Raw genomic sequence first — 23,490 nt, 5'->3', positions numbered from 1 at the left:
CGCCAGAAACGACTCGGGGGACACACCCCGGAGGAATTCCGGAACATGTCCCCCACAGCCTGATCAGGTACCCTTAATAAACCACGTCCAGCAATCGGGGCGCAGTTCAGTCAGAGGGGGCCGATCACGACGGCTGGGCACGATGTCGACGCGACGCCGTCCGGCCCCTCGCCAAGGGGCCGGACGGCGTCACCGAATCACGCCTCGAAGTAGCCGGAGGCGTTCAGGCGGGCGTCCGGGTCGAGCAGCATGGCCTTCTCGACCTCATGGGCGTCGTAGCGGCCGCCGCCCGCGAGCTTCACGCCGTCCTCGCGGAAGCGGCGGTTGTCGATCGGCTCGTAGAGCGCGGCGCGGCCCATCATACCCTCCTCGAGTCGGCGCTGGCCGGCGGCGAGACGGGCGTTCGCGCGTTCACGCCACGCCTCGAGCGCGGCCTCGCCGTCCGCCTTCGCGACGGACGCCTCGAACGCGCCGGGGTGCACGAGCGCCACGAAGCCGGAGACGTGGCCGAAGCCGAGCGACGTGGCGAGTCCGGCCTTGACCGGCTGGCCGGCCGCGGAACGGCCGAACACGTCCTCGCCGCCGCCGATGCGCAGCGGCTTCCTCAGCCAGGTCATGTGGTCGTCCTTCGCGAGCTTCGGGTCGACGCAGTCGAGCGCCGCGTTCGCCGGGATGACGCCGGAGGCGAACAGCTGCGTCAGGCCGTTGACCTGGAAGATGCAGGCACCGCCCTTCGCGTGTCCGGTGACGGTCTTCTGCGAAATGACGAACAGCGGGTTGCCGTCGGTGCGGCCGATGGCGTGCGCCAGCGTGTTGTGCAGTTCGGACTCGTTCGGATCGTTCGCGTTGGTGGACGTGTCGTGCTTGGAGACCACGGCGATGTCGTCCGGCGTGACGCCGAGCTTGGCGAGGTCGTGGACCAGCTTCGAGTCACGTCCGCCGAGGCCCGCCGCCAGGGCGCCGAGGCCCGGGGCCGGGATCGACGTGTGGGCGCCGTCCGCGTAGGAGTGAATGAAGCCGATCACGCCGGCGACCGGCAGACCCAGCTTCAACGCGATGTCGCCTCGCGTGAGCAGGATCGTGCCGCCGCCCTGGGACTCCAGGAAGCCGCCGCGGCGACGGTCGTTCGCGCGGCTGAAGAAGCGCGCGTCGATGCCCTTGCCGTACATCTCGGCGGAGTTGGCGGTCGCGTTCATGTTGCCGAATCCGATCACCGACTCCACGCCGATGTCGTCGATCGCGCCGGTGACGACGAAGTCGGCCTTGCCGAGCGCGATCTTGTCGGCGCCCTCCTCCAGCGACACCGCGGCGGTGGCGCAGGCGGAGACCGGCTGGATCATGTTGCCGTAGCCGCCGATGTAGCTCTGCATGACGTGCGCGGCGACGACGTTCGGCAACGCCTCCTGCAGGATGTCCGTCGGAATCTCGTGGTTGAGGAAGCGGTCGAGGTAGAGCTTGCGCATCGAGGCCATGCCGCCGAAGCCGGTGCCCTGCGTGGAGGCGACAAGCGACGGGTGGATCGCCTGGAGGATCTCCGCCGGGTTGAATCCGGCCGACAGGTACGCGTCCACGGTGGTGACGATGTTCCACAGCGCGATGCGGTCCACGTCGCCGACCATCGAGGCGGGGATGCCCCACTTAACCGGGTCGAAGCCCTTCGGGAACTGGCCGCCGACCGTGCGGGTCATGGCGGCGCGGCGCGGCACGCGAATCATCGAGCCGGCGTGGCGGGTCACGTTCCATTCGCCGGACTCGTCGTCGCGGGCGATGGACGTGTGGGCCTCGTCGAGCTTGACGTATTCGCGGGCGACCTGCTCGGTGGGCACGGAGAAGGTGACGTCATGGTCGAGGTAGACCTCGGCCTCCTCCTCGTCGGCGCCGTCCTTGTAGTCGTCGCCCATGCCCTCCTCGAACGGGCGGATGCCGGAGCGGGCCACGACCTCGTCGTGGTAGCGGTCGGCGATGTCCTCCTCGGGCACGAGGTTGCCGTCGGTGTCGTACCAGCCGGGCTTCGGGCTGTCGGCCCACGTGAGCAGGCCCATGTTCCACGCGAGCTCGAGCACGGCGCCGGCGTTGAGGTCGACGGTGCCGTCCGGGTGGATGCCGAGTTCGGCCTGGGCGCGCGTGCGGCCGGAGCCCCACGGCCCCAGTTCGCCGACGGACACGATGACGATCTCGTCCTCCGGACGGGCGGTCACGCCCTCCCAGTCGGCGAGGTCCACGTGCGGCTGGTGCGGGACGTGCGGCGTGGGCAGCGCCTTGATCCGCTGCCCACGGGGCGCGGTCTCTCCCTCAGTCGCGCTGCGCGCGCCAGCTCCCTCATCAGAGGGAGCCGAGACGGAGGCCGCGGCGTCGGCCTCCGCCTCCGCCCTCAGCGCCTTGATGTCGATCGGCTCGGAGCCGAGACCGCCGGTCAGGTCCACGTCGAGCGGCGCCTCGGCGGCCGCCTTGCGCGAGTCGGCGGTGCACAGGTCGAGCAGTTTGACCGCGATCTGCGCGGTGGAGTACGTGTGGATGCCGTGACGTTCGACGACGGCGACGAGCGGGTCGTTGCCGCCCATCAGACCGGTGCCGCGCACCCAGCCGATCTTCGGGTGGGCGAAGGTGACACGGTCCGACCAGGCGTCGCGTTCGGCGCGGGCGCGGTTGACGATCGCATCGAACGCGGACTTGACCTCGCCGTACGCGCCGTCGCCGCCGAACACGCCGCGGTTCGGAGAGCCGGGCAGCACCACGTGCAGCTTGTGCTGCACGTCGGTGTCGGCGCCGATCTTCGCCAGTCCGGCGATCGCGCGCTCGACGCCCCACAGCATGAGGCGGGCCTGCGATTCGAACAGTTCGCCGGAGTCGGCGAGCGTGCCGTGCACCGGCGGGGCGGCGAACGGGAAGAACAGGGTCGGCTCGTAGGCGGGCTTGAGGATCGTGGTGGTCGCACCGGTCGTCTTCTTCTGGACGTGACCCACCCAGTCCACGAGCGCGTCCACGTCACGGAAGCTGGACAGGTTCGCGGGCACGAGCCACAGCTTGGCGTCGCCGGTGGCGTGCTCACGGTACGCCTGGCGGCCCCACGCCTTGATGGACGGCCTGAAGCTGTGCGAGGTGGCGATCACGGTGGCGCCGCCGGCGAGCAGGCCCTCGACCACCTGGGCGGCGATCGAGTTCGGGCTCACGCCGGTGACCACGGCCACGTCGCCCGCGAAGCGGGAGGCCTGCGCGTCGGACGAGGCCGGCTCGAGCGCCTCGGAGGCGATGCGGTCGAACGCGGACTTGAGCGTCTCGTCATCGGCCTTCGCCGCGAACCACCGGGCTTCGGCGGCGACGGCCTTACCGAGGCCGATGAAGCTGCCGGCGAGCGCGTCCACGTCGCCTTCGTAGTAGGCGCGGGCGAGGTCCTCGCGGGCGGAGGCCCAACGGTCGTCGAAGAGGATGGCCTTGTTCGCGTCGAAGCGCGGCTCGACCTGCTTGGGCCAGTCGGAGCCGAGTTCGGCGCTGACGGCCGCGACCACGGCCGCGTTCTCGTCCTCGCCGGTCTCGGGCGCCGGGGCGGCCACGCCGAGCTCGTTCAGCACGAACCGTGCGGTGGCGGCGAGCACGCCGTTGGCGCCGGTGACCTTCTCGGCGAACGCGTCGAGCGCGGCGGAGTCGACCACGGCACCGCCCGCGGCACCGCCGGCGGACGGCTTGGAGACGGCCACGCCCTTGGTCTGTCCGACGAGGGCGACCGCGTCGTCGATGAGCTTGTCGGCGGCGGCCGCGTTGGCGGCGGCGCCGGTCGGCAGCTTGGCGAGGTCGCCGCCGCGCGAGCTGGAGCCCTCGCGGGTGTCGAGCAGGAGCGCGGCGGTCGTGGCGGCCACCCAGCCTTCGCCGAGCTGCCACACGCCGGTCACGCGTTCGCGGATGTGCGCCGGCTTGACGCCGGCCGCGCCGAACAGGGCACGCAGACGGTCGCGGATCGCGTCGGAGAGGACCGGACCGAACGGCTTGTAGTTCGGGGCGGCCTTGTTCACGATCTGGGCGAGCTGGGTGAGCGTCGCCTCGGCGGCGCCGTCCACGCTGGCCACGCCCAGCTCGGAGCTGATGTCCATGAGCAGCTGGTTGCGGCGGGAGGACACGCCGTTGGTGAGCGTGTCGGTGGTGTCGGAGGCGCCGATCTGGTCGAGGCGCACCTTGGCCGAGTACGCCATGAGCACGCCGATCGCGTCGGCGGCCTTGAACGGCAGGTCGGGCGCGTCCGCACCGGATGCCCCCTCAGCCGGCTGCGCCGGCAGCTCCCCCGATGACGGGGGCGCAGGGACGGCGGGAGCCGAAGTCGGGGCCGGAGCGGCGGCACCCGCGGCAGGAGCCGGAGCCGCGCCGGAGCCGAGCTTGGCGACGGCGGAGCCGCCGGCCGGGGCCGCCTCGACGGCGGCCGAAGCGGCCGGAGCGCTCTCCGGCTCCTCCTCGGGCACGAGGCTGTCCGAATCGGTCATGTACACACGGCCTTCGTCGCGGCCCACGTTGTAGACGGTGACGTCGGTGCCGGCGAACTCGGGCAGACGCAGGGTCTTGGCACCGAGGTTGGCGAGAGTCGGCGCGTTGCCGAGGCCGACCTCCACGTACTCCTCCACGCCGAGACCGCCCTGCGCGGCCTTGTGGAAGAGCAGCGACTGGGTCTCGATCCAGCGCACCGGGGAGGCGAACTGCCAGGAGAGCAGTTCGGTGAGCAGCAGGCGGCCGAGCTTCTGGTCGTCGGCGGCGTAGGAGTCCCACACGGCCGGGTCCTCCAGTGCCTCGCGGATGCGCTCGGAGGGCACGACCTCGAGGATCTTCGCCGCGAACTCCTTGGTCATTTCGAACGGCGTGGCCACGAGGTTCGGGATGTAGCGGTCGACGAGGCGGCCACGGTAGTCGATGTGTGCGGGAAGCAGCGCGTCGAGCTTGTCACGGAACTCCGGCACGCCCTTGCGCAGCAGCGTGGAGTGGAACGGCACGTCGATGCCGGGCACGAGCATGAACGCCGGCTTGCCGCCCGCCTCCTTGGCGCGGCGGTTCGCGTCGGCCTGCAACGCCTTGAGGCCCGCGATCGTGCCGGCGACCGCGTACTGCGCGCCGGCCAGGTTGTAGTTGACGATCTGCAGGAACTCGCCGGTCTTCTCGGACACGGATTCGACGTACGCCTTCACTTGCGAGTCGCCCACGCCGAACTGGTTCGGGCGCAGCGCGCCCATGCGGTAGTTGGAGCGGCCCTGCGCGTCGCGCGGGATGAGGTGGTGCATCGTGGAGCCGCGGTGGAACACGAGTTCGAGCACGGTCTCCAGCGGGATCACGCCGGCGAACGCGGACAGCGCGTTGTATTCGCCGAGCGAGTGGCCGGCGAAGTAGGCGGGCCAGATGTCGCTGCCGGATTCGCGCAGGCGCGCGGTCTGCGCGAACGCGACGGTGGCGAGCGCGACCTGCGTGAACTGCGTGAGGTTGAGCAGGCCTTCCGGATGGCGGTAGGTGACGCCGTTGGCGGTGAGCTCCTTGGGGTTGTCGCGCACGAGGGCGAGGATCGAGAATCCGAGCTTGGAGCGGGTGAGCCTGTCGGCGCGCTCCCACACATCGCGGGCGGCGGGCGACTTGGCGCGCTCGTCCAACACCATGCCCTGCTTCTGGATGCCCTGACCAGGGTAGACGAACGCGGCCTCGGGCGCGCGCACCAGCGCGGTGCCGCGGGAGACGAGCTGGCCGTCGATGCGGCAGGTGACCTCGAGGGCCATGCCGCCGTGGCGCACCTTGCCGACGCGTTCGACGGAGATCTCGACCTCGTCGTTCAGCTGGACCATGCCGTACATGTTGTAGGTCCAGCCGGCGATCTCGTAGTGGGCGCCCTTCTCGTCGGCCGCCTGCACCGCGTGCTGGGCGGTGGCGGACAGCCACATGCCGTGCACGAGCGGCGCGGCGAGGCCGGAGATCGCGGCGCCGCGCTTGGAGGTGTGGATCGGGTTGAAGTCGCCGGAGGTGCGGGCGAACGCGGTCATGTCGTTCGGCGCGGTCACCTTGACGCGGCGCAGCAGACGCCTCGGCGTGGATTCGATCTCGTCGTGCTTCGCATCGCCGAACTCCGGGGAGTCGACGGGCAGCGCGTCGGAGTAGACGCGGCCGCGGATCGCGAAGCGTTCGGTCTCGCGGGCGAGCAGCGTGCCGTCGGCGGCGGTGTGGGTCACGTGGATGGTGACGACGCGGCCGGACGCGGACTCGAAGTAGTCCTCGGCCCAGGAGGTCAGCGTGACGGTCTCGCCGACGTGCTTGAGCAGTTCGTCCTCGGTCTCCTCGAGTTCGATGAGATGGTCGAGGTGGACGGCGTTGAGCAGACCCTCGATGACCGGGTATCCGTTCACGGACACGGAGCCGAGCGCCGCGTAGATCGCCGGCCAGGCGGGGCCGACGAGCGCGTCCGGCGCGATGCGGGAGGCGCGCAGCGTACCCGGCAGGGCGCCGCCGGTAGCCGCCTCGTGGTCGTAGCCGAGGTTCGCGGAGAACGTGTACCGCGCGGTCGCGATGCCGAACGGACGGTCGGCGTCGCGCGTGCCGTCGATCTCCGGCATCGCGGTCAGCTTGTCGCCGGTGATGGCGGTGTTGCCGATGCCGGCGGTGGCGGCGAGCATCGCGTACACGTCCGGAATCAGCCGTTCGCGGTTGACGATCGGCATGCCGCCGGTCGCGTCGGCCGGCACGGTGAGCGGGATGACGATGTCGCGCACGGCGTGCTTCGACTTGCCGCCGTCCGGATCGTCGTCCCAATACGTGTCGAGATGGATGTCGAGGTCGTATTCGCCGTTCGCGGCGTCCACGGCGCGGATCTCGTAGTCCTTGTCGCCGAGCTTGGTGCCGTACGCCGGGTTGTCGGTCACGTGGCCCACCCAGGAGATGTTCGGCGACTTGCGGATGAAGTCCTCGGCGTTCCCGGCCTCGCCGAGCGTCGCGTACTCGCCCTCGGCTTCAGCGCCGGACTCCTTCGCGCGTTCCAGCGCGGCGGCCTCGAAGCGGCCGAGGATGTCGGCCACCGGCTCGTCGACGGTGGTGATGCCAGCCACGGAGATCGGGCCGGGGATGACTCGCACGGAATCCGCGGAATAGCGCGGGTCCTCGGACTGCCAGAGCTGATCCTGACCCCACCAGCGCAGCAGGTCGTTGTCGATGACCGGCACGAACGGCATCGGCTTCGGGTATTCGCGCACAAGCACCGGGAACCACGCCTCGTCGGCCGGGGTGACCTTGAGTTCGGCGGCCTGCGGGTAGGCGGCGGCCAGCGCCTCGAGCGCGGGCGCCGGATCGGCGATCACGTCGTCGCGGGTCACGTCGAGCTTCGAATCGAACTCGCCGGAGTCCACGTCGGCCGCACGGGCCTCGATGCGGTGCAGCAGGTGCAGGAAACGGTCGGCGTACGTGTCGTCCACCCACGGGTAGGCGAGATCGGCGAAACGCTGCGCCCACTGGAGGTAGGTCATCGAGGCCAGGTCGCCGAAGTACGGCTTGGCGGTGCGGTCCAGCGCGGCGATGATCTCGTCGCGGCGGGACTCGAGCTCCTCGGGGTGCTTCATGACGCGCACGAGCAGACGGCCGCACACGGCGGAGGCGTTCTCCACCTCGTAGATGTCGGCGTGCAGGTGGCTCAGACCGGACGCGACACCGCCCACGGACTTGCCGGACGGCACCCAGCGCTCGCCGGCGGGGGCGAACGGGTCGTCGGCCGCGCCGGACGCGGCGACGGTCTCGGCGGTGATGCCGGGGGTCTTGACGAGCAGCTGCTTGACCTCGGGGCTGGTGTGCGCCTCCTTGGCGGTCATGACGGCGGTGCCGACGAGCACGCCATCGACCGGCATGTCGGGCAGGCCGTAGGCGCGCGACCACTGGCCGGACAGGTAGTCGGCGGCGCGTTCCGGCGTGCCGATGCCGCCGCCGGCGACGAGCACGAGGTTGTCGCAGGCGCGCACTTCGGCGTAGGTGGAGGTGAGCAGGTCGTCGAGCGACTCCCAGCTGTGGTGGCCGCCGGCGGCGCCGCCTTCGACCTGCATGAGGATGACGGTCGGGGCGACGGCCTTGGCGATGCGGATCACCTGACGGATCTGGTCGACGGTGCCGGGCTTGAAGCTCACGTACGGCAGGCCGTCCTTCTTGAGCTGCGCGACCAACGCCACGGCCTCGTCGAGCTCGGGCACGCCGGCGGAGACGACGACGCCGTCGATCGGCGCGCCGGACGCGCGCTTCTTCGGCACGATGCGGGAGGAGCCGAACTGGAGGTTCCACAGGTAACGGTCCATGAACATGGCGTTGAACTCGACGGTGCGGCCTTCGTCGAGCAGCTCCTCGAGCTTGGCGACGTGACGGTCGAACACCTCGGCGGTGACCTGGCCGCCGCCGGCGAGCTCCGCCCAGTAGCCTGCGTTCGCCGCCGCGGCGACGATCTCCGGGTCGACGGTGGTGGGGGTCATGCCGGGCAGCAGCACCGGCGGCTTGCCGGTGAGCTCGGAGAACTTGGTGACGAGGCGGTCGCCGGCGGGCGTGTGCGCCACGCGCGGGGCGAACGCCTTCCAGTTCTGGGTGCGCAGCGTCTCGGCCTCGGCCGGGTCGAGCGTGGAGAGGGCGGCGCGCTCGGCGAGCGTGGTCGCTTCGACGACGCCCACGCCGGTGCCTTCGACCACGTTGCCGATGAGCTTGCCGAGCGTGGAGCCCGGGCCCATGTCCACGATCCACAGTTTGGCCGGGTCGGTGTCGGTCAGGGCCTCGCGCACGCGGGCGGCCCAATCCACATGGTTGAGCAGCACCTCCTCGGCGAGCGCGCGGGCGCGGTCGGTGTCGAAGCCGCAGGCCTCGGCCCAGGCGATCGTCTGGTCGACGGCGGGCTTCATGAGCGGGGAGTGGAACGGCAGGGTCACGTCGAGGTACTCGAGCACGGGCGCGAACACGGCGCCGCCGCGCACCTTCTCCTCGCGCAGGGCGGCCTGCTTCTTGTGCTCCTTGGCGACTTCAACGGCGAAGGCGGCGAGGTCGTCCGGGAAGCCGGAGATCACGTGGTGGTCGTCCGAGTTGGTCACGGCGATGGCGATCGGTCCGCGCGGGTTGTTGACGCGGGCGGCGAGCGTCTCGACCTGGGCGCGGGTGGCGCCGCGCACCGACAGCATCGGCGTGGCCTCGCCGTGCAGCGGGTTCAGGGCGAGTTCGCGGGCGGCGCGCGTGCCGGCGGCGCCGATCAGGGCGGCGGTGGCGAGGATCTCGTCGATCTGGTCGCGGGCGGCTTCGATGGAGCCGGTCCGTTCGATGGCCTTGGCCATGTGGACGGCGAGCACGCCCTGCGAGTGGCCGAGCACGGCGGCCGGCTTGGCGGAGGGCAGCGTGTAGCCGAGGTGTTCGAGGTCGATGAGCGCGCCAAGCTGGGTGAGGGCGATGCCTTCGACGGAGGCGGTGGCGTCGGCGGCCGCGCCGAGGCGGGCCGGGTTCGGCGTGAAGCCGAACAGGTCGACCGGGCGGCCGGTGGTGGCGAGCAGGTCGGCGTTCACCGGCGTGAGCTTTGTGTAGGCGGCGTCGACGTGCGCGTGCAGCGCCTCGGCGAGCGTCGGATCGGTGGTCTGGTCGGCGAGCGCGACCGGCCACGGCGTGGACTGGCCCGCGAAGGCGAGCGCGTGCGGCGTCTCGCCTGCGGCGAGCTGGTCGAGGAAGAATGTGCTCATTGCTTGTTCCTTGTCTGTTGTTGCGTTACGTAAGTCTGTGGTTACGTTCTGTTATGCGGATGGCTCCGTCGTCGGACAGTCCACTGGACTGTCCTCCTCCTCGCGCTGATCGGTCTGCCGAGCGGACCGATCAGAGCGGCTGGTTGCCGTGGTGCTTGTCGTTCGCGCGGACGCGGCGTTTGGTGGCGAGCGTGCCGAGCGAGGCGACGATCGCCTCGCGCGTCTGCTCGGGGTCGATCATCGCGTCGATCTGCCCGAGTTCGAGCGAGAGGTTCGCGTTGACGGTGGTCTCCTCGTAGTCGGCGATGTACTTCGCGCGCAGCGCCTCCACGTCCTTGCCGGACGCCTTGGCCTTGGCGAGGTCGTGGCGGTGGATGATGTTCACCGCGCCGGCCGCGCCGAGCACCGCGATCTGCGAGGAGGGCCAGGCGAAGTTCATGTCGGCGCCGATGGCCTTGGAGCCCATCACGATGTACGCGCCGCCGAACGCCTTGCGCAGCACGACGGTGACGAGCGGCACCTGCGCGTTCGCGTACGCGTAGATGACCTTCGCGCCGCGGCGGATGATGCCCGCGTGCTCCTGTTCGGCGCCGGGCTTGTAGCCGGGCGTGTCCACGAGGGTGACGACGGGCAGGTTGAACGCGTCGCACAGGCGCACGAACCGGGCGATCTTCTCGGAGGAGTCCACGTCGAGGATGCCGGCGTTCACGTTCGGCTGGTTCGCGACGATGCCGACCGGGCGGCCTTCGACGCACGCGAAGCCGACGAGCGCGGACGCGGCGAACAGTTCGTGCACCTGCACGAACTCGCCGTAGTCGACGATGCAGCGGATCACGTCGAGCATGTCGTACGGCTGGCGGTCGTTGTCGGGCACGAGCGTGGCGAGCCGTTTCGCGGTCTCGCGTTCGGCGCGCGTGGCGGCGTACGCGTAGACCGGCGGCTGTTCGTCGCAGTTGGACGGCAGGTAGGCGAGCACGGTGCGCGCGTAGTCGATCGCGTCGGATTCGTCGGCGCCGAGGTAGTGCGCGACGCCCGACTTGCGGTTGTGGACCTCGCCGCCGCCCAGGTCGGCCATCGAGATGGTCTCGCCGGTCGCGGCCTTGACGACGTCCGGTCCGGTGACGAACATGTCGGAGTTCTCGCGCGTCATGATGATGAGGTCCGTCAGGGCCGGGCAGTAGACGGCGCCGCCCGCGCACGGGCCGAGGATCAGCGAGATCTGCGGCACGTAGCCGCTCGCCTCGCACGTCTTGCGGAAGATGCGGCCGTACTGGGTGAGCGCGGCGACGCCTTCCTGGATGCGCGCGCCGCCGGAGTCGACGATTGCGACGATCGGCACCTTGAGCGCGATGGCCATGTCCATGAGATGGCAGATCTTCTCGCCTTCCGCGGTGCCGAGCGTGCCGCCCTTGACGGAGAAGTCCTGCGCGTAGACGGCGACCTTGCGCCCGTAGACGAGGCCGAAGCCGGTGATGACGGCCGCACCGGCCTTCCCGGCGTTGATGTCGCCGCCTTGGAAGCGGCCGATCTCCTCGAAGGTTCCGGTGTCGAACAGCAGGTCGAGGCGTTCGCGCGCCGTCTTCTTGTGCTTGGCGTGCTGCTTGTCGCGCGCGCGGTTCTCGGCGTCACGCGCGAGTTCGGCGGCCTTGACGACGGCCGCGCGCAGCGGCTGGCGGCCGTCGCCGGCGCCGCCCTGTCCGGCGGCCTGCTTCACGGCGTCGCGCACGGCGGGCATCTCCACGATGTCGGTCATTCCGTGGCCTCCTTCCCGTTGTCCTCGGCGTCGCCGGCCGAGCCGGACGCCCCAACCACGTCCAGCGTGACCAGCGTGTCGCCGGCTTCGACGCCGTCGGCCGGGCCGACGAAGATCTTCTTCACCGTGCCCGCGGCCGGCGCGTACACGTAGTTCTCCATCTTCATCGATTCGAGCACGACGATCAGGTCGCCCTTCGCGACCTCCTGGCCCTCCGCCACGTTGACGCGCGTGACGACGGCCTGCATCGGCGAGGCGATGACGCCGGACTTCGCGCCGTCGTCGATCGGCCCGCGTGCGACGGATCCGGCGTGCGAGCCGGACCCGCGCAGCGGCTGCGTGGGTCGTTTCGCGCCGCGTGCGCGCGCGCCGCCGGTCAGGTTCTCGACGACGTCGAGCGGCACGGTGAGCTTGACGCGACGATCGTTCATCTCGATGACGAACGTCTCGGAGGCGACCTTCGCGTCCGCGCCGGGCGCGCCGGCGAGCGACGCCGGCTGCCCGCCGCGCGCCGCGTTCGCCTCGCGGTTCAGGTACGTGCGTTCCAGCCATTTCGTGCTCACGTCGAACGCGTGGCCGTGTTCGGCGGTGAACACGTCGTCGCGGAAGATCTCCTTGAACAGCGGGATCGGCGTCGGCACGCCTTCGATGACCATCTCGTCGAGCACGCGGCGCACGCGCGCCACGGCGGCGGCGCGGTCCTGCGCGGTGACGATGACCTTGCCCATCATCGAATCGAATTTCGGCGACACCGTGTCGCCCTGCGTGACGCCCGTGTCGATGCGTACGCCGGGGCCGGACGGCCACACGATGCGCTCCAGCGTGCCGGAGGACGGCGTGAGGTTCGTGGCCGGATCCTCGGAGGTGATGCGCAGTTCGAAGCTGTGGCCGCGCGGTTCGGGCGCGGGCGTGAGCTCACCGCCGGCGGCGATGTTGAGCTGCTCGCGCACGAGGTCGAGGCCGCTGACCTCCTCGGAGACGGTGTGTTCGACCTGCAGGCGCGGGTTCACTTCGAGGAAGTAGACCTTGCCGTTCGGCGTGACCATGAACTCGCAGGTGCCGAGTCCCGTGTAGCCGACGGTGGTGAACAGGCGGCGGGAGTATTCGACGAGCGTCTCGGCGACCTTGTCCGTCAGGAACGGCGCGGGCGCCTCCTCGACGAGCTTCTGGTTGCGCCGCTGCAGCGAGCAGTCGCGCGTCGAGTAGACGGTGAAGTTGCCGTGGCTGTCGCGGCCCGACTGGGTCTCGACGTGGCGCGCCTTGTCGATGAACTTCTCGATGAAGTACTCGTCGAGGTCGCCGCCTTCGAGCGCGTCGTGGTTCGTGTAGAAGCGGCGCAGCTCCTCGTCGTCGCGCACGACGGTGATGCCGTGCCCGCCGCCGCCGTCGGTGCGCTTCATCATAATCGGGTAGCCGTGCGTGTGCGCGAAGTCGAGCAGCGTGCGGATGTCCTTGACCGATTCGGACAGGCCGGGCACGGGCGGCACCTTGGCGCGCAGCGCGACGCGGCGCGCGGTGATCTTGTCGCCGAGCTCGGTGAGCGCGGTGTGGTGCGGCCCCACCCAAATCGCGCCGGCCTCCTCGACCTTGGCGGCGAAGGACGGCACTTCGGACAGGAAGCCGTAGCCGGGGTGGACGGCGTCCGCGCCGGAGCGCTTCAGGATGTCGATGAGCCGGTCCTCGTTGAGATACGTGTCCTGGTAGGTGTCGCCGGGCAGCAGGTACGCCTCGTCGGCGAGCGACACGTATTGCGACTCGCGGTCCTGTTCGGCGTAGACGGCCACCGTGGCGATGCCCATCTCACGCGCGGTGCGGACCACGCGCATGGCGATTTCGCCGCGGTTGGCGATGAGTAGTTTCTTGACGGATTGCCCCATGACGTCAGATTCTGCTCTTCAAAACTGACGGTTTCAATCGAAACGTCCACAAAACCCGGCGCGGACTTTTGTCACCTTCCACAAACGTCACCGTAGCTTGACGGTTCTATCCTCGATGTCAACGCCGGCGGAGAGCCGCGGCATCCCGTATTCGTTTCGGGCCGCGACCGTAACGCCGGGAAGGCCGCGGACCATCCGGCGGCCGGGCGGAATCCCTCGTTCGGATCCGCGTTTTCACGAGAAGGGAATCATCTCATGCAGTCCAACACCCCTACGCCCGCCGCGCAATCGTCCGCCGCCAAGTCCGTCTCCATCGCGCGCCGCGTCGCCGCCGTCTCCTGGAAGCCGGTGCTGTTCGCCGTGCTCATGTGGGTCTCCGCCGCCGCGGGCGAGATTCCGATTCCGGGCACGCCGGTGCCGATCACGCTGCAGACGTTCGTCGTGATGCTCGCCGGCCTCATGCTCACGTGGCGTCAGGCGGGCGCCGCGGTCGCCACGTATCTCGCGGCCGGCGCCGCGGGCCTGCCGGTGTTCGCCGGCGGCACCTCCACGATGGCGCTCGTCGGCCCGAGCGCGGGCTTCCTGCTCGGCTTCCTGCCGGGCGTGGTCGTCATCGCGTGGCTCAAGGGCAAGGCTGGCGAACATGGCGTCAAGGCGACGCTCCTCGGCGCGCTGCGCTACTTCGCGGCCGCGTTCCTCGGCGGCGTCGTGGCCGTCTACGCGTTCGGATTCCTCATCCAGTCCGCGCTGACCGGCGCGCCGATCGCGGCCGTCGCCATCGCCTCGATGGGCTTCGTGATCGGCGACATCGTCAAGGCCGCCGTTGCCTCCCTCGTCGCCGCCGGCCTCGCCAAGCTCCGCTGACACCCATTGGCATCGGCCCCCCTCTGACGAGGGGGCTCCCGGCGAAGCCGGGTGGGGGAGAGACCGCGGCCGCAGGCTGGAGGAAACGGAATCGGCCGTAGGCCGATGCGATATCCCCGCGGCCTACGGCCTCTCCTCTGCTCTCCCCCAGTCTCACTACGTTCGACAGCCCCCTCGTCAGAGGGGGCCTAGTCATATACCGCTTACTGCAGCAAGCCCACTTCGCTGGCGAGGAGGGCACGCACCTCGCCGTCCTCGGTGCGCACGCTGATCGACGCGTCATCGTTCAACGCGACCACTTCGCCGCGCACGGCGCTGCCGTCGATGAGCTGCGCGTCGACGGTGCGCCCCATCATCCAGCACACGTGTCGCATCTCGGCGCGCAACCGTCCCGACTGCACGAGCGGCGCGGCGACGAACGCCTCCAACCGCGACCGCATCGACTCGACGAACCGCGCGATGATGAGGTCGCGCAATCCGTCGACCGGCGGCAGCGGCCCCACGTTCATCTGCAACGACGTGGCCTGAGCCGTGGGCAGATGGTCGGCCGGCATGAACAGGTTCAATCCCGCGCTGAACACTATGGCCTTGTGTTCGGAATCCCCGTGCAGCGGCATCACCTCGGCGACCGTGCCGCCCAGCTTCAACCCGTGGCAGTACAGGTCGTTCGGCCATTTGAGCTGGAAGCCGCACTCATCGTCGTACGGGCGGGCGCCGCAGTCGTCGACCGCGCCCTCCAGCGCGTCCAACAGGGACAGCTCGGCGATCATCGCCAGCCACCCGTTGACCATCTCGTCGTCCGCGACCGTCTCGGGAATCACGCTCACGAACGTCGCCGCCAACGATTTGCCCGGCGCCGTGATCCACTGGCGTCCGAACCTGACCAGCGCGTTGCTCAGATAGTCGGCGGTGATCACGGTGACCGGCAGCTCGCCCTCGCCGCGCTCCAACACGATTTCGCCGCGTTCGAGCATGCGCCGGGCCTCGGCGTGCGTCGAATCCATATCCGCGACCGATACGACCTTGTCCGCGATGCGCCTCGTATGCTCCAGCTCCGATGCTGCGACCTTCAACAGTGAAATCATGCCCACCACCATACGCCCCGCCTATCCCAAACCCTCCCGCCTCGCCCGCCTCCCTCTGACGAGAGACGTCCGTCCGACGCCCTGACGGTCGCCCGCCGTTCCGCCTCCCTCTGACGAGGGAGGTGCCGGCGCAGCCGGCGGAGGGAGAGACAGTCGGCGCAGCCGACCGAGCGAGGTGACCGCGACGCTAGAATACTGCCCTATGAGCGATGTCACAGCGAATCCCCCTTCCCCGGCCGAATCGGCGACGTCCCGAACCCACGCATCCGCGGGACCAGCGGGCACGTCGTACCGCCCCATCGACCGCATCGGCGCCGTGGCGCGGTGGGCGCTGGCCGTGGCGGCGGTGCTGTGGCTCTCCTGGTGCACGGCCGTCGGCCCGTTGTACTGGGCGGATTCCTCGATCGCCGCGTTCCATTGGCTGAACGCGCTGTACGGTGTCCTCGCCTTCGTCATCTATATGGCCATCATCGTCGCGCTGGTGCGCGTGGGCAGGAGGGAGCCGCTGCTCGGCTGGCGCACGGACCGCGCGACCGGCGAGCGCACGCCGCGCCGCATCCTGCCGTTGCGTCGGCGCAATCGTCCCGACGTTCCCACCGACGTGACGTCCGCAACCGCACCGACCACCCGTCGCGCGCGATGGTGCGCCCGTGTGCGCACCATCGCGGCGCACGCCCGGGCGTTCCTCTCCCGCTGGATCGTGCGTCTCACCGACCGGCGCTGGAAGCTGTGGACCGTCTTCCTCGTCGGCTGGCTGTGGGCGCCGACCACGCTGCTCGCCGCGTTCGGCGCGGACCTGCGCAGCCAGGCGCGCGAGTTCAGTTGGGCGTGGAACCAGTGGACCGGATTGAAGCAGCCATACATCGGCTTCTTCTCGTTCGCCCCGATGGACATCTACCCGACCGCCCACTACCTGTGGCCCGCCGACCCGACGTATCTGACCGACCAGCACAACATCGTGCTCACCCTCTTCTACGGGTCGACGATGGCCGCGAGCCGGTATCTGACCGGGTCGAACGACTGGGGCGTGATCGCGCTCGCCGCCGCCCAGTTCCTGTTCGCCGTCTGCTGCACGGCGGCGACCGCGCACCGGTTCCTCAACCTGCCGTGGCTGCGCCGGTCGGACGTGCGCACGGCGCGGCGCGATTTCGCGCATCCGGAGCGCGGCAGCCGGTTCCGCCCGCGCGCGTTCGCGCGTCCCGAACGCGGCGTGCGCCCGGCGTTGCCGCCCGAGGCGGCTCATGCGGGCGTGCGTCTCGCGGTGATCGTGTTCTTCCTCGTCTGCCCGATGGCCGTGTTCTCGACGATCTCGCTGACGAAATCCCCACTGTTCGCGTTCGCGTTCCTCTGGGCGTTCGGCTTCTGGTACGAGCTCCACGCCCTCACCGATGCCTCCCGAACCGACGCTCCCCGTTCCCCCCGGAATGCCGCCTCGTCCCCCCGCTCCCCCCGGGAGGGGGAGCTGGCCGCCACAGGCGGACTGAGGGGGTCCCGCAAGCCCCTTATCCTCCGTCTCCCCCGCCGCACGCTCGTCGCGTTCGCCGCAGCGAACGCCGTCATGCTGATCTCCGCGAAATACGCGTGGTACGTGCTGCTCTTCGAGTTCGTGCTCGCCATCGCCGCCGACCGCCGCCGCTGGGCCACCTACGTGGTCGCGATCCTCCTGCCGACGATCCTCATCCACGGCGGTATCTCGATGGCGATCTCGTCGGGCGCGATCATCGGCGGCGACCCGATCGAAAGCCACGGCGTGCAGTTGCAGATGATCGCCCGCGTCGCCGAACGCGCTCCGGAGACGATCCCGGAATCGGCGCGCAAGGAGCTCGCCCCCGTCTTCAACCTCGACCAGATGGCCGACGCGTATTTCCCGCAGGACGCGGACCCGGTGAAATCCTCCGGCATCCAGTCGAAGAAGGTGAGCTACCGCTGGCGTTCCGTCAAACCCGACGACATGAAGAGCTTCAACAAGGCGTGGCTCGAGATCGTCAAGGCGAACCCGGTGGTGGCGATGGACGCGCTGATGGCGAAATGCTACGGCTACTTCGACATCGCGGACCTGCCGTACGTGTCGATGAACTACTACGTGGACAGCGACTACGTGCAGAAGAACTCGACGTGGCTCAAATACGTCAACCATGACTGGCGCGAACGCGTGGCCACGTTCGCCGACTCGTGGGGCGCGATCCCGGTGCTCGGCTGGGTGACGCACGGCAACTTCTACGTGATTCTGACGTTGCTCATCGGCGCGGCCGAGGTGATCCTGAAACGGTGGCGCTCGCTCGCCTGGCATCTGCCGCTGCTGCTGCTCATGGGCGTGATGATCACCGCGCCGGCAAACAACTTCGAACGTCACATGCTCCCCGTCGCCTTCTGCTTCGCCTTCCTCTGCCTCACCTTCCGAAGGGATTCACGCGGAACGGCAACGGACAGCAGCGCCATCGCCGCCGCCGGAGCTCGCCCATAGGCATAGAGGCGTATAGGCGTATCCGCGCGTCGGGCCCGCCCGTCAGGTCCGCCCGTCGTCCAGTGGATTACGTTTTCGCTTCCCGTCATGTCTCCCGTCTGAGAGCATGGTGATGCAACGAAGCATCACGGGAAACGGGTGGCATATGAACAGCATCCTCTCCAATGGCGCGGCCGTCGCCGTTTTGCACGATCTGCATGATCGCCACACTCGCCGGCTGCTCCGTGAATGCGGCCGGCGGGCACGATACGGGCACGAACGCCACGGCGACCGACGGCTACGATCTCAACACCGGTTATTCCGCGGAACTGAACACCGTAAGGTCGGAATTGCGCGATGCCGGCAATGACGACGACAATCGGCTGGGTCTGTCGATCCTCGAGGATGGTGTCGTGACCGGGGGAGAGCTGAACGAGCTCAAAGAGCAATACGACCAATGCTTCATCGACCACGGATACGACCCCGGATCCTTCGACTTCGATACCACCGGTGCCGGAAGCGTCTATCCGCCGTCCGGCTTATCCGAAGAAGAAAGCAAGGCTTGGGGCGAGCGGACCAACACGGTCCAACAGACCTGCGACCGACGCAACGGCACCGCGGCCATCCGAGGCCTGGTCGCTTCGGTCCGGATGAATCCGGACAACAAGGACATCCGCAAGACCATCGTCACCTGTCTCATCGAGCAGGGGCTCGTGGACGGCGGTTACACCGTCAACGACTACGACACCGATCTCGCCGACCAATCCGGTCCCTTCTCCGCGGAGAAGAACGACGATGCCTCCTACCAAAGCAAACTTCGCCAATGCCGATCCTGACCGGCTAAGTCAGCCAGTCAGGAGATGATGTCGTCTCCCGGATGACGTATCCCCTCCCGGTGGACGACCGGAACGCCATACAGTGGAATCGACCATCAGCAAGGAGGCACCCACGATGCGCAGAAAGACGACCTCCAACACGACCTCCAAGACCTCCTCCGCCGCCACGTCCAAGTCCGCCCGCACCGGCGTCACCGTCTCCGTGATCGTCCTGCTGGCGGCGCTGCTGCTGTCGACAGGAGTGGCCGGCGGGTTCCTGCTCACCCGCTCGCGCATCCCCCAGTCGTTGGAGTCCTCCACGCCGGCCGGCTCGATGACGGTCGCATCCACCCGGTTCGACGATTCCCGTTCCGTCCAGCTCACGCTGACGCTCGGCGCCTCCGCGACCGTCACCTCGCCCGTGTCCGGCACGGTCACCTCGTCGGATTGCGCGGCGAACGCGACCGTCGCATCGGGCAGCACCCCGCTCGCCGTGGACGCCGTCCCCCTGCTCGCGCTCAACACCGCCACCCCGCCGTACCGCCGTCTCGCGAGCGGCACGCAGGGACCGGACGCCCGCGCGCTGAACGACGCGTTGCGCGCGCTCGGCTACGCCGCCCCCGATTCCGACTGGTTCGTCTGGGATTCGATCGTCGCCTACAACGCGCTCGCCGGCAATGTGGGCGCACGCCGCATCACCAAGGACGACGGCTGGGCCATCGACCCCTCGTTCTTCATCTGGCTGCCCGCCTCCGCCGTAACCGTCGCCGACTGCCGGATCGCGGTCGGCCGGCAGGCCACGCAGGGCGCGGACCTGTTCGCCACGTCCGGCGCGCCCGTCAAAGCCACGTTGCCCGCGTCCCAGTCCGGCGCGCAATCGTCCGGCGCGCAATCGTCGGGCGCGGTCGCCGGCGACCGCATCCTCACCGTGAACGGCCAGGACTTCCCCGTCGCCGCCGGTACCACCGAAATCACCGACGCGGCGACGCTCGCCGCGATCGCCGCCAGCACCGAATACCGTCTCGCCTCGCTCAGCGGCGGTTCCGGCGGAGGCGGCACCGGCGGCGGCACCGGAACCGGCGAAGGCGGCACGCTCCAGGTCTCGTTCACGTGGCGTCTCGCGAATCCGATCGAGTCGATCACCGTGCCGCCGTCCGCGCTCTACCGCGCGTCGGGCGTCACCGCGTGCGTGAGCGTCAAGGGCGAGCCCACGCCGATTACGATCATCGCCTCGCAGCTCGGCAAGACGATGGTCTCGCCCGACGGCGTCGACCCGTTCACCACGGTCGACGTCGCCCCCACCACCAGCAAGCCGTGCCGGGAGTAGCGCCATGAGCACCGACGTCACCGACAGCACCGACTCCATCACCCCCGCCAAGCGCGTCGTCCTCACCGACGTGGGCCACACCTTCGACCCGACCGGCGAGGACATGCTCTTCCGGCATCTCACCGTCACGCTGCTCCCCCGGCACGTGTACGCGCTCACCGGCCCGTCCGGCTCCGGCAAGTCGACGCTGCTGTCGATCATCGCCGGCTGGACCGCGCCCGCGCAAGGCACGGTGGAGCGCATCGGCTGTGACCGCGTCAACTGGGTGCTGCAGAATCCGCACGGCGTGGCCAACCGCACCGCCATCGACCATGTGTCACTCCCGTTCATCGCACGCGGCGAAAGCCGCCACGACGCCGAATCGCACGCACTCGACCTGCTCTCCGCGTTCGGTCTCACGCGACTCGCCTGCAAACCGTTCAGCGACCTGTCCGGCGGCGAGGCGCAACGACTCATGCTCGCCCGCGGCGTGGCCAGCGGCGCCGACCTGATGCTCGTCGACGAGCCGACCGCGCAACTCGACCTCACCACCGCCGCCACGGTGAACGAGCGTCTTCACGCGCTGTCGCTCGGCGGCGCGATCGTCGTGGTCGCCACGCACGATCCGCGCACGCGCGACGCATGCACCGACCTCATCGATCTCGGCGACTGGCAGTAACCGGCCGTAACCGGCAGCAGGAGAGCATCATCATGAACCAGCCGAAGCAGTCGCGACGACAACCGCGGAAGCAGCGCGAACGGTCCCATCCCCGCATGCGCCTCGCCGGAGTCCTCGACGAGGCCGTGCGCAATCTCGCAACCGGCACGTCGCACGCGTGCGGGATGGCCCTGACGCTCGCCTTCCTGCTGCTCCTGTGCGCGGGTGCCGACCTCATGGCGATCACGAAGATCCAGCGCGAGGCGGACACGTTCGTCGCCGCGGGCGGTTCCACCACCGTCATCACATATACGGGCCGCATCGACGGCACCGCGTGCGACCGTCTCGCCTCGCTCGACGGCGTCATCGCGGCCGGCGCGACGCGCGCCTCGCAGACGAAACTCACGTTCGCCGCGTTGCCGTCGACCGGCGTGCCCACGTATGAGGCGACGCCGGGCGCGATCGGCGTGTTCCGCAACAGCACGGCGAACGCGCGCGAAGCGAGACCCACGACGTTGAACGACGTGAACGGCGTATGGCTGTCGGGCGAGGCGGCGGCGCCGCTCGCCGCCCACGCCGGCAGCCGTCTCGCGTTGCGCGACGAGCGGACGCTCGACGTCGCCGGCGTCTACGACTGGCCGGACGACGGGCGGCAGAGCGGCTACTCGTATGCGGCGGTCACGCCCGTCCCCGCGGGGTACGGCGGCCTGTTCGACCAGTGTTGGGTGAAATCGTGGCCGGTCTCGGAGAACATCGAATCGTTGCTGCGCGTCACGACGGTCGGCGATGCGACGGGCACGCAGGAACGTCCGATGGTCTCGCAATTGAACACGTCGCGCGGACGCACGTTCGACGCGGCCGCGATGTACCGCGGGCGACTCACCGTATGGGCACCGATCGTGGCCGGCGTGGTCGCGCTGATCGCCGGATTCGTCTCCATATGGCGGCGACGGTTGGAGCTCGCGTCCGCGTTGCATTGCGGCGTGCCGAAACCGGCGATGGTCGTGCAGACCCTCGTCGAAACGGCTGCGTGGGCGTCCGCCGCGACGCTGATGAGCGTGGTGGAGTTCGCCTGGACATGGCTGGAGAACACGCGCACCGACGCGGCGGTGCTCACCACGGCATTGTTGCGCGTGCCGGCCGCCGGGTATGCGGGAGTGATGACGGGCGCGCTAATCGGCGCACTCCTGATCCGAGAACGTCACCTGTTCCGCTACTTCAAGACCCGCTGATTGCCGATTCCCCTGTTCCCCCTTGCGGAATCGGCGATTCCCTCTGCTCCCCCTGTGAGGGGGAGCTGTCGGCCAAAGGCCGACTGAGGGGGTCTGCGCCACGCCCGCACTCACTACACTGGAGATATGACTGATTTCCTGGACCTGCTGACGAGCGCCGCCGAAGCCGACGATGGTGACGGTTCGGCCCGCGCCCGCGTGGAGCGCGTCGCGTTCGAATCCCTGACGTCCGGATTGTCCGACGATCGCGTCGCGTCGTTGCTGCGTGTGCTCGGTTTCGACGGCGGATTCGCGTGTTTCGCGATTGCGGGACGCCCCGCCGCCACCGTCGAGGCGACGATGCGCGGTGTGACGAAGGCGGTCGTCGATCTGGGCGGCGGTCTGCCGCTGGTCGGCGTGCGTGACGGCGTGGTCGCCGCGTTGATTCGCGTGGAGGCGGCGGTCAGTCCCGATGTGACGTGTACGGCGGTCGCGGGCGCGTTCGATGCGACGACGACGCCGTTGTGCCTCGGACCGGTGCGTCACGGCGTCTCCGGTGCGACGGCGACGTTGATCGCCGCATTGACGACGTTGCGCGCGGCCCCCGCGCTGGTCGTCGGGCATGGTGCGGGCGCGCCGGCCGCGGGCGCCGCGGCCGCCAAGGATTCCGGTGCGACGACGCTCGCGCGCAAACGGATGCTCACACCATTGCGTGCCGAGGATGCACTGCCGGAACGCGCGCTACTCGGCGATGATGATGCGCGGCGCGAACTCGTGGATGTGGTGTATGGTTCGTTGGCCGGTCACGGCGCGGATGATCCGACGATGATGACGGTGTCCACGTTCCTCTCGTCCGGGGGATCGCTGGAGACCACGGCGCGCACGCTCAACGTGCATCCGAACACAGTGCGCTACCGTCTCAAGCGCGCCGCCGATACGACCGGCTGGGATGCGACGAACCCGCGCGAGGCATACGTGCTGACCACCGCCATAGCCTTAGGGCGCATCAACGCCGCGTGATTGATAGGCTAAGCCCTGCTTCGTTCGCATAAGCCCCCTCTGACGAGGGGGCTCCCGGCGAAGCCGGGTGGGGGAGAGACCAGAGCGGCCGCAGGCCGCGGGAAAAATCGTATCGGCCGAAGGCCGATTCAGTTTCCCGCGGCCTACGGCCGCCGGCTCCCCCTGAAGGGGGCGCATGCCTTGCCTCTGCTCCCCTTGTGAGGGGGAGCTGTCCGCCGGAGGCGGGCTGAGGGGGGTGACGCGTGCGGGGCGTGGGGGTGGCGCGTGCGCGTGCGTGTGTCTTGGAATATGCGGAAGGGCCCTTGGGAGCTGTTGCTCGACCAAGGGCCTTCCTTATCGTATGGATGCGGCGGCGTGCTACTCTCCCACACTCTCTCGGGTGCAGTACCATCGCCGTGCCAGGTCTTAGCTTCCGGGTTCGGAATGGGACCGGGCGTCTCTCCTGGGCTATGACCGCCGCAAATCTTCAATTATCAAAGGGATATCGGCTCCCTTCGAACGCTGGTGGTTCGGGGACCGGATGGTGGACGCTTGTCGATTGTCTTATTGTGACGTGTCACGGTTGCTCCGTGTCGCGTGCATTCGCAGAAAGAGGTCGATGCCGTCCCAACATGGTTGGGATGTGTGTGTCGCGCTTCCCCGTTAGTACCGGTCGGCTCCACCCCTCGCGGGGCTTCCACGTCCGGCCTATCGACCACGTGTTCTGCATGGGGGGTCTCAGGAACCGTAGTTCCCTGGGAATACTTATCTTGGAGCGGGCTTCCCGCTT

The 23,490-nt window shown here is 69.3% G+C and carries 11 protein-coding genes and 2 rRNA genes; 7 read left to right on the top strand and 6 right to left on the bottom strand.

Going from position 1 to position 23,490, the window contains the following annotated elements:
- Positions 1–197: 197 nt before the first annotated feature.
- The 3 genes from AC1AYD_RS10610 to AC1AYD_RS10600 all read right to left on the bottom strand — a co-directional run bounded on the left by AC1AYD_RS10610 (position 198) and on the right by AC1AYD_RS10600 (position 13,319).
- Positions 198–9,689 (bottom strand): fatty acid synthase subunit beta domain-containing protein, encoded by a 9,492-nt coding sequence (locus AC1AYD_RS10610; protein ID WP_476545170.1) that lies wholly within the window; start codon positions 9,687–9,689, stop codon positions 198–200.
- Positions 9,690–9,819: 130 nt separating this feature from the next.
- A complete protein-coding gene (locus AC1AYD_RS10605; protein ID WP_476502862.1) occupies positions 9,820–11,442 on the bottom strand; it encodes an acyl-CoA carboxylase subunit beta in 1,623 nt (540 codons plus the stop codon).
- On the bottom strand, positions 11,439–13,319 hold the full coding sequence (locus AC1AYD_RS10600) for an acetyl/propionyl/methylcrotonyl-CoA carboxylase subunit alpha (protein WP_476545168.1): 1,881 nt from the start codon (positions 13,317–13,319) through the stop codon (positions 11,439–11,441). The genes AC1AYD_RS10605 and AC1AYD_RS10600 overlap by 4 nt, the downstream gene beginning before the upstream one ends.
- A gap of 255 nt (positions 13,320–13,574) precedes the next feature.
- On the opposite strand from AC1AYD_RS10600, the gene AC1AYD_RS10595 reads away from it, so the two are divergent.
- Positions 13,575–14,183, top strand: coding sequence for a biotin transporter BioY (locus AC1AYD_RS10595; protein ID WP_476502864.1), 609 nt, complete (start codon positions 13,575–13,577; stop codon positions 14,181–14,183).
- Positions 14,184–14,386: 203 nt separating this feature from the next.
- Here AC1AYD_RS10595 and AC1AYD_RS10590 read toward each other — a convergent pair whose 3' ends face one another.
- The gene (locus AC1AYD_RS10590; protein WP_476502865.1) at positions 14,387–15,268 is read right to left on the bottom strand and encodes a biotin--[acetyl-CoA-carboxylase] ligase; all 882 of its coding nucleotides are present in this window, start codon (positions 15,266–15,268) and stop codon (positions 14,387–14,389) included.
- A 202-nt stretch (positions 15,269–15,470) separates the two neighbouring features.
- Here AC1AYD_RS10590 and AC1AYD_RS10585 point away from each other — a divergent pair, with 202 nt between their 5' ends.
- The 6 genes from AC1AYD_RS10585 (at position 15,471) to AC1AYD_RS10560 (ending at position 22,721) form a co-directional block, all read left to right on the top strand.
- Positions 15,471–17,732 carry a DUF6020 family protein gene (locus AC1AYD_RS10585; RefSeq protein ID WP_476502866.1) on the top strand — a complete coding sequence of 754 codons (2,262 nt, stop codon included), beginning with the start codon at positions 15,471–15,473 and terminating at the stop codon, positions 17,730–17,732.
- A gap of 197 nt (positions 17,733–17,929) precedes the next feature.
- Positions 17,930–18,547, top strand: coding sequence for a hypothetical protein (locus tag AC1AYD_RS10580; RefSeq protein ID WP_476502867.1), 618 nt, complete (start codon positions 17,930–17,932; stop codon positions 18,545–18,547).
- A 115-nt stretch (positions 18,548–18,662) separates the two neighbouring features.
- A complete protein-coding gene (locus AC1AYD_RS10575) occupies positions 18,663–19,853 on the top strand; it encodes a hypothetical protein (protein ID WP_476502868.1) in 1,191 nt (396 codons plus the stop codon).
- 4 nt (positions 19,854–19,857) lie between these two features.
- Complete coding sequence (locus AC1AYD_RS10570; protein ID WP_476502869.1) at positions 19,858–20,511, top strand: ATP-binding cassette domain-containing protein; 654 nt, start codon at positions 19,858–19,860, stop codon at positions 20,509–20,511.
- Between the two features lie 32 nt (positions 20,512–20,543).
- On the top strand, positions 20,544–21,722 hold the full coding sequence (locus tag AC1AYD_RS10565; protein WP_476545166.1) for a hypothetical protein: 1,179 nt from the start codon (positions 20,544–20,546) through the stop codon (positions 21,720–21,722).
- Between the two features lie 126 nt (positions 21,723–21,848).
- Complete coding sequence (locus tag AC1AYD_RS10560) at positions 21,849–22,721, top strand: helix-turn-helix domain-containing protein (RefSeq protein ID WP_476502871.1); 873 nt, start codon at positions 21,849–21,851, stop codon at positions 22,719–22,721.
- A 344-nt stretch (positions 22,722–23,065) separates the two neighbouring features.
- On the opposite strand, the gene rrf is transcribed toward AC1AYD_RS10560, so the two are convergent.
- A 5S ribosomal RNA gene (gene rrf, locus AC1AYD_RS10555) occupies positions 23,066–23,182 on the bottom strand.
- A gap of 161 nt (positions 23,183–23,343) precedes the next feature.
- Positions 23,344–23,490 (bottom strand): 23S ribosomal RNA (locus tag AC1AYD_RS10550); the annotation flags it as partial.

The organism is Bifidobacterium sp. LH_426 (genome assembly GCF_056356875.1).
This window is presented reverse-complemented; position numbering and strand designations above follow the sequence as displayed.

Excerpts from the sequence above, each read along its gene's own strand:
- AC1AYD_RS10610 (WP_476545170.1), bottom strand. The coding sequence starts at position 9,689 with ATGAGCACATTCTTCCTCGACCAGCTCGCCGCAGGCGAGACGCCGCAC.
- AC1AYD_RS10605 (WP_476502862.1), bottom strand. The coding sequence starts at position 11,442 with ATGACCGACATCGTGGAGATGCCCGCCGTGCGCGACGCCGTGAAGCAG.
- AC1AYD_RS10600 (WP_476545168.1), bottom strand. The coding sequence starts at position 13,319 with ATGGGGCAATCCGTCAAGAAACTACTCATCGCCAACCGCGGCGAAATC.
- AC1AYD_RS10595 (WP_476502864.1), top strand. The coding sequence starts at position 13,575 with ATGCAGTCCAACACCCCTACGCCCGCCGCGCAATCGTCCGCCGCCAAG.
- AC1AYD_RS10590 (WP_476502865.1), bottom strand. The coding sequence starts at position 15,268 with ATGATTTCACTGTTGAAGGTCGCAGCATCGGAGCTGGAGCATACGAGG.
- AC1AYD_RS10585 (WP_476502866.1), top strand. The coding sequence starts at position 15,471 with ATGAGCGATGTCACAGCGAATCCCCCTTCCCCGGCCGAATCGGCGACG.
- AC1AYD_RS10580 (WP_476502867.1), top strand. The coding sequence starts at position 17,930 with ATGATCGCCACACTCGCCGGCTGCTCCGTGAATGCGGCCGGCGGGCAC.
- AC1AYD_RS10575 (WP_476502868.1), top strand. The coding sequence starts at position 18,663 with ATGCGCAGAAAGACGACCTCCAACACGACCTCCAAGACCTCCTCCGCC.
- AC1AYD_RS10570 (WP_476502869.1), top strand. The coding sequence starts at position 19,858 with ATGAGCACCGACGTCACCGACAGCACCGACTCCATCACCCCCGCCAAG.
- AC1AYD_RS10565 (WP_476545166.1), top strand. The coding sequence starts at position 20,544 with ATGAACCAGCCGAAGCAGTCGCGACGACAACCGCGGAAGCAGCGCGAA.
- AC1AYD_RS10560 (WP_476502871.1), top strand. The coding sequence starts at position 21,849 with ATGACTGATTTCCTGGACCTGCTGACGAGCGCCGCCGAAGCCGACGAT.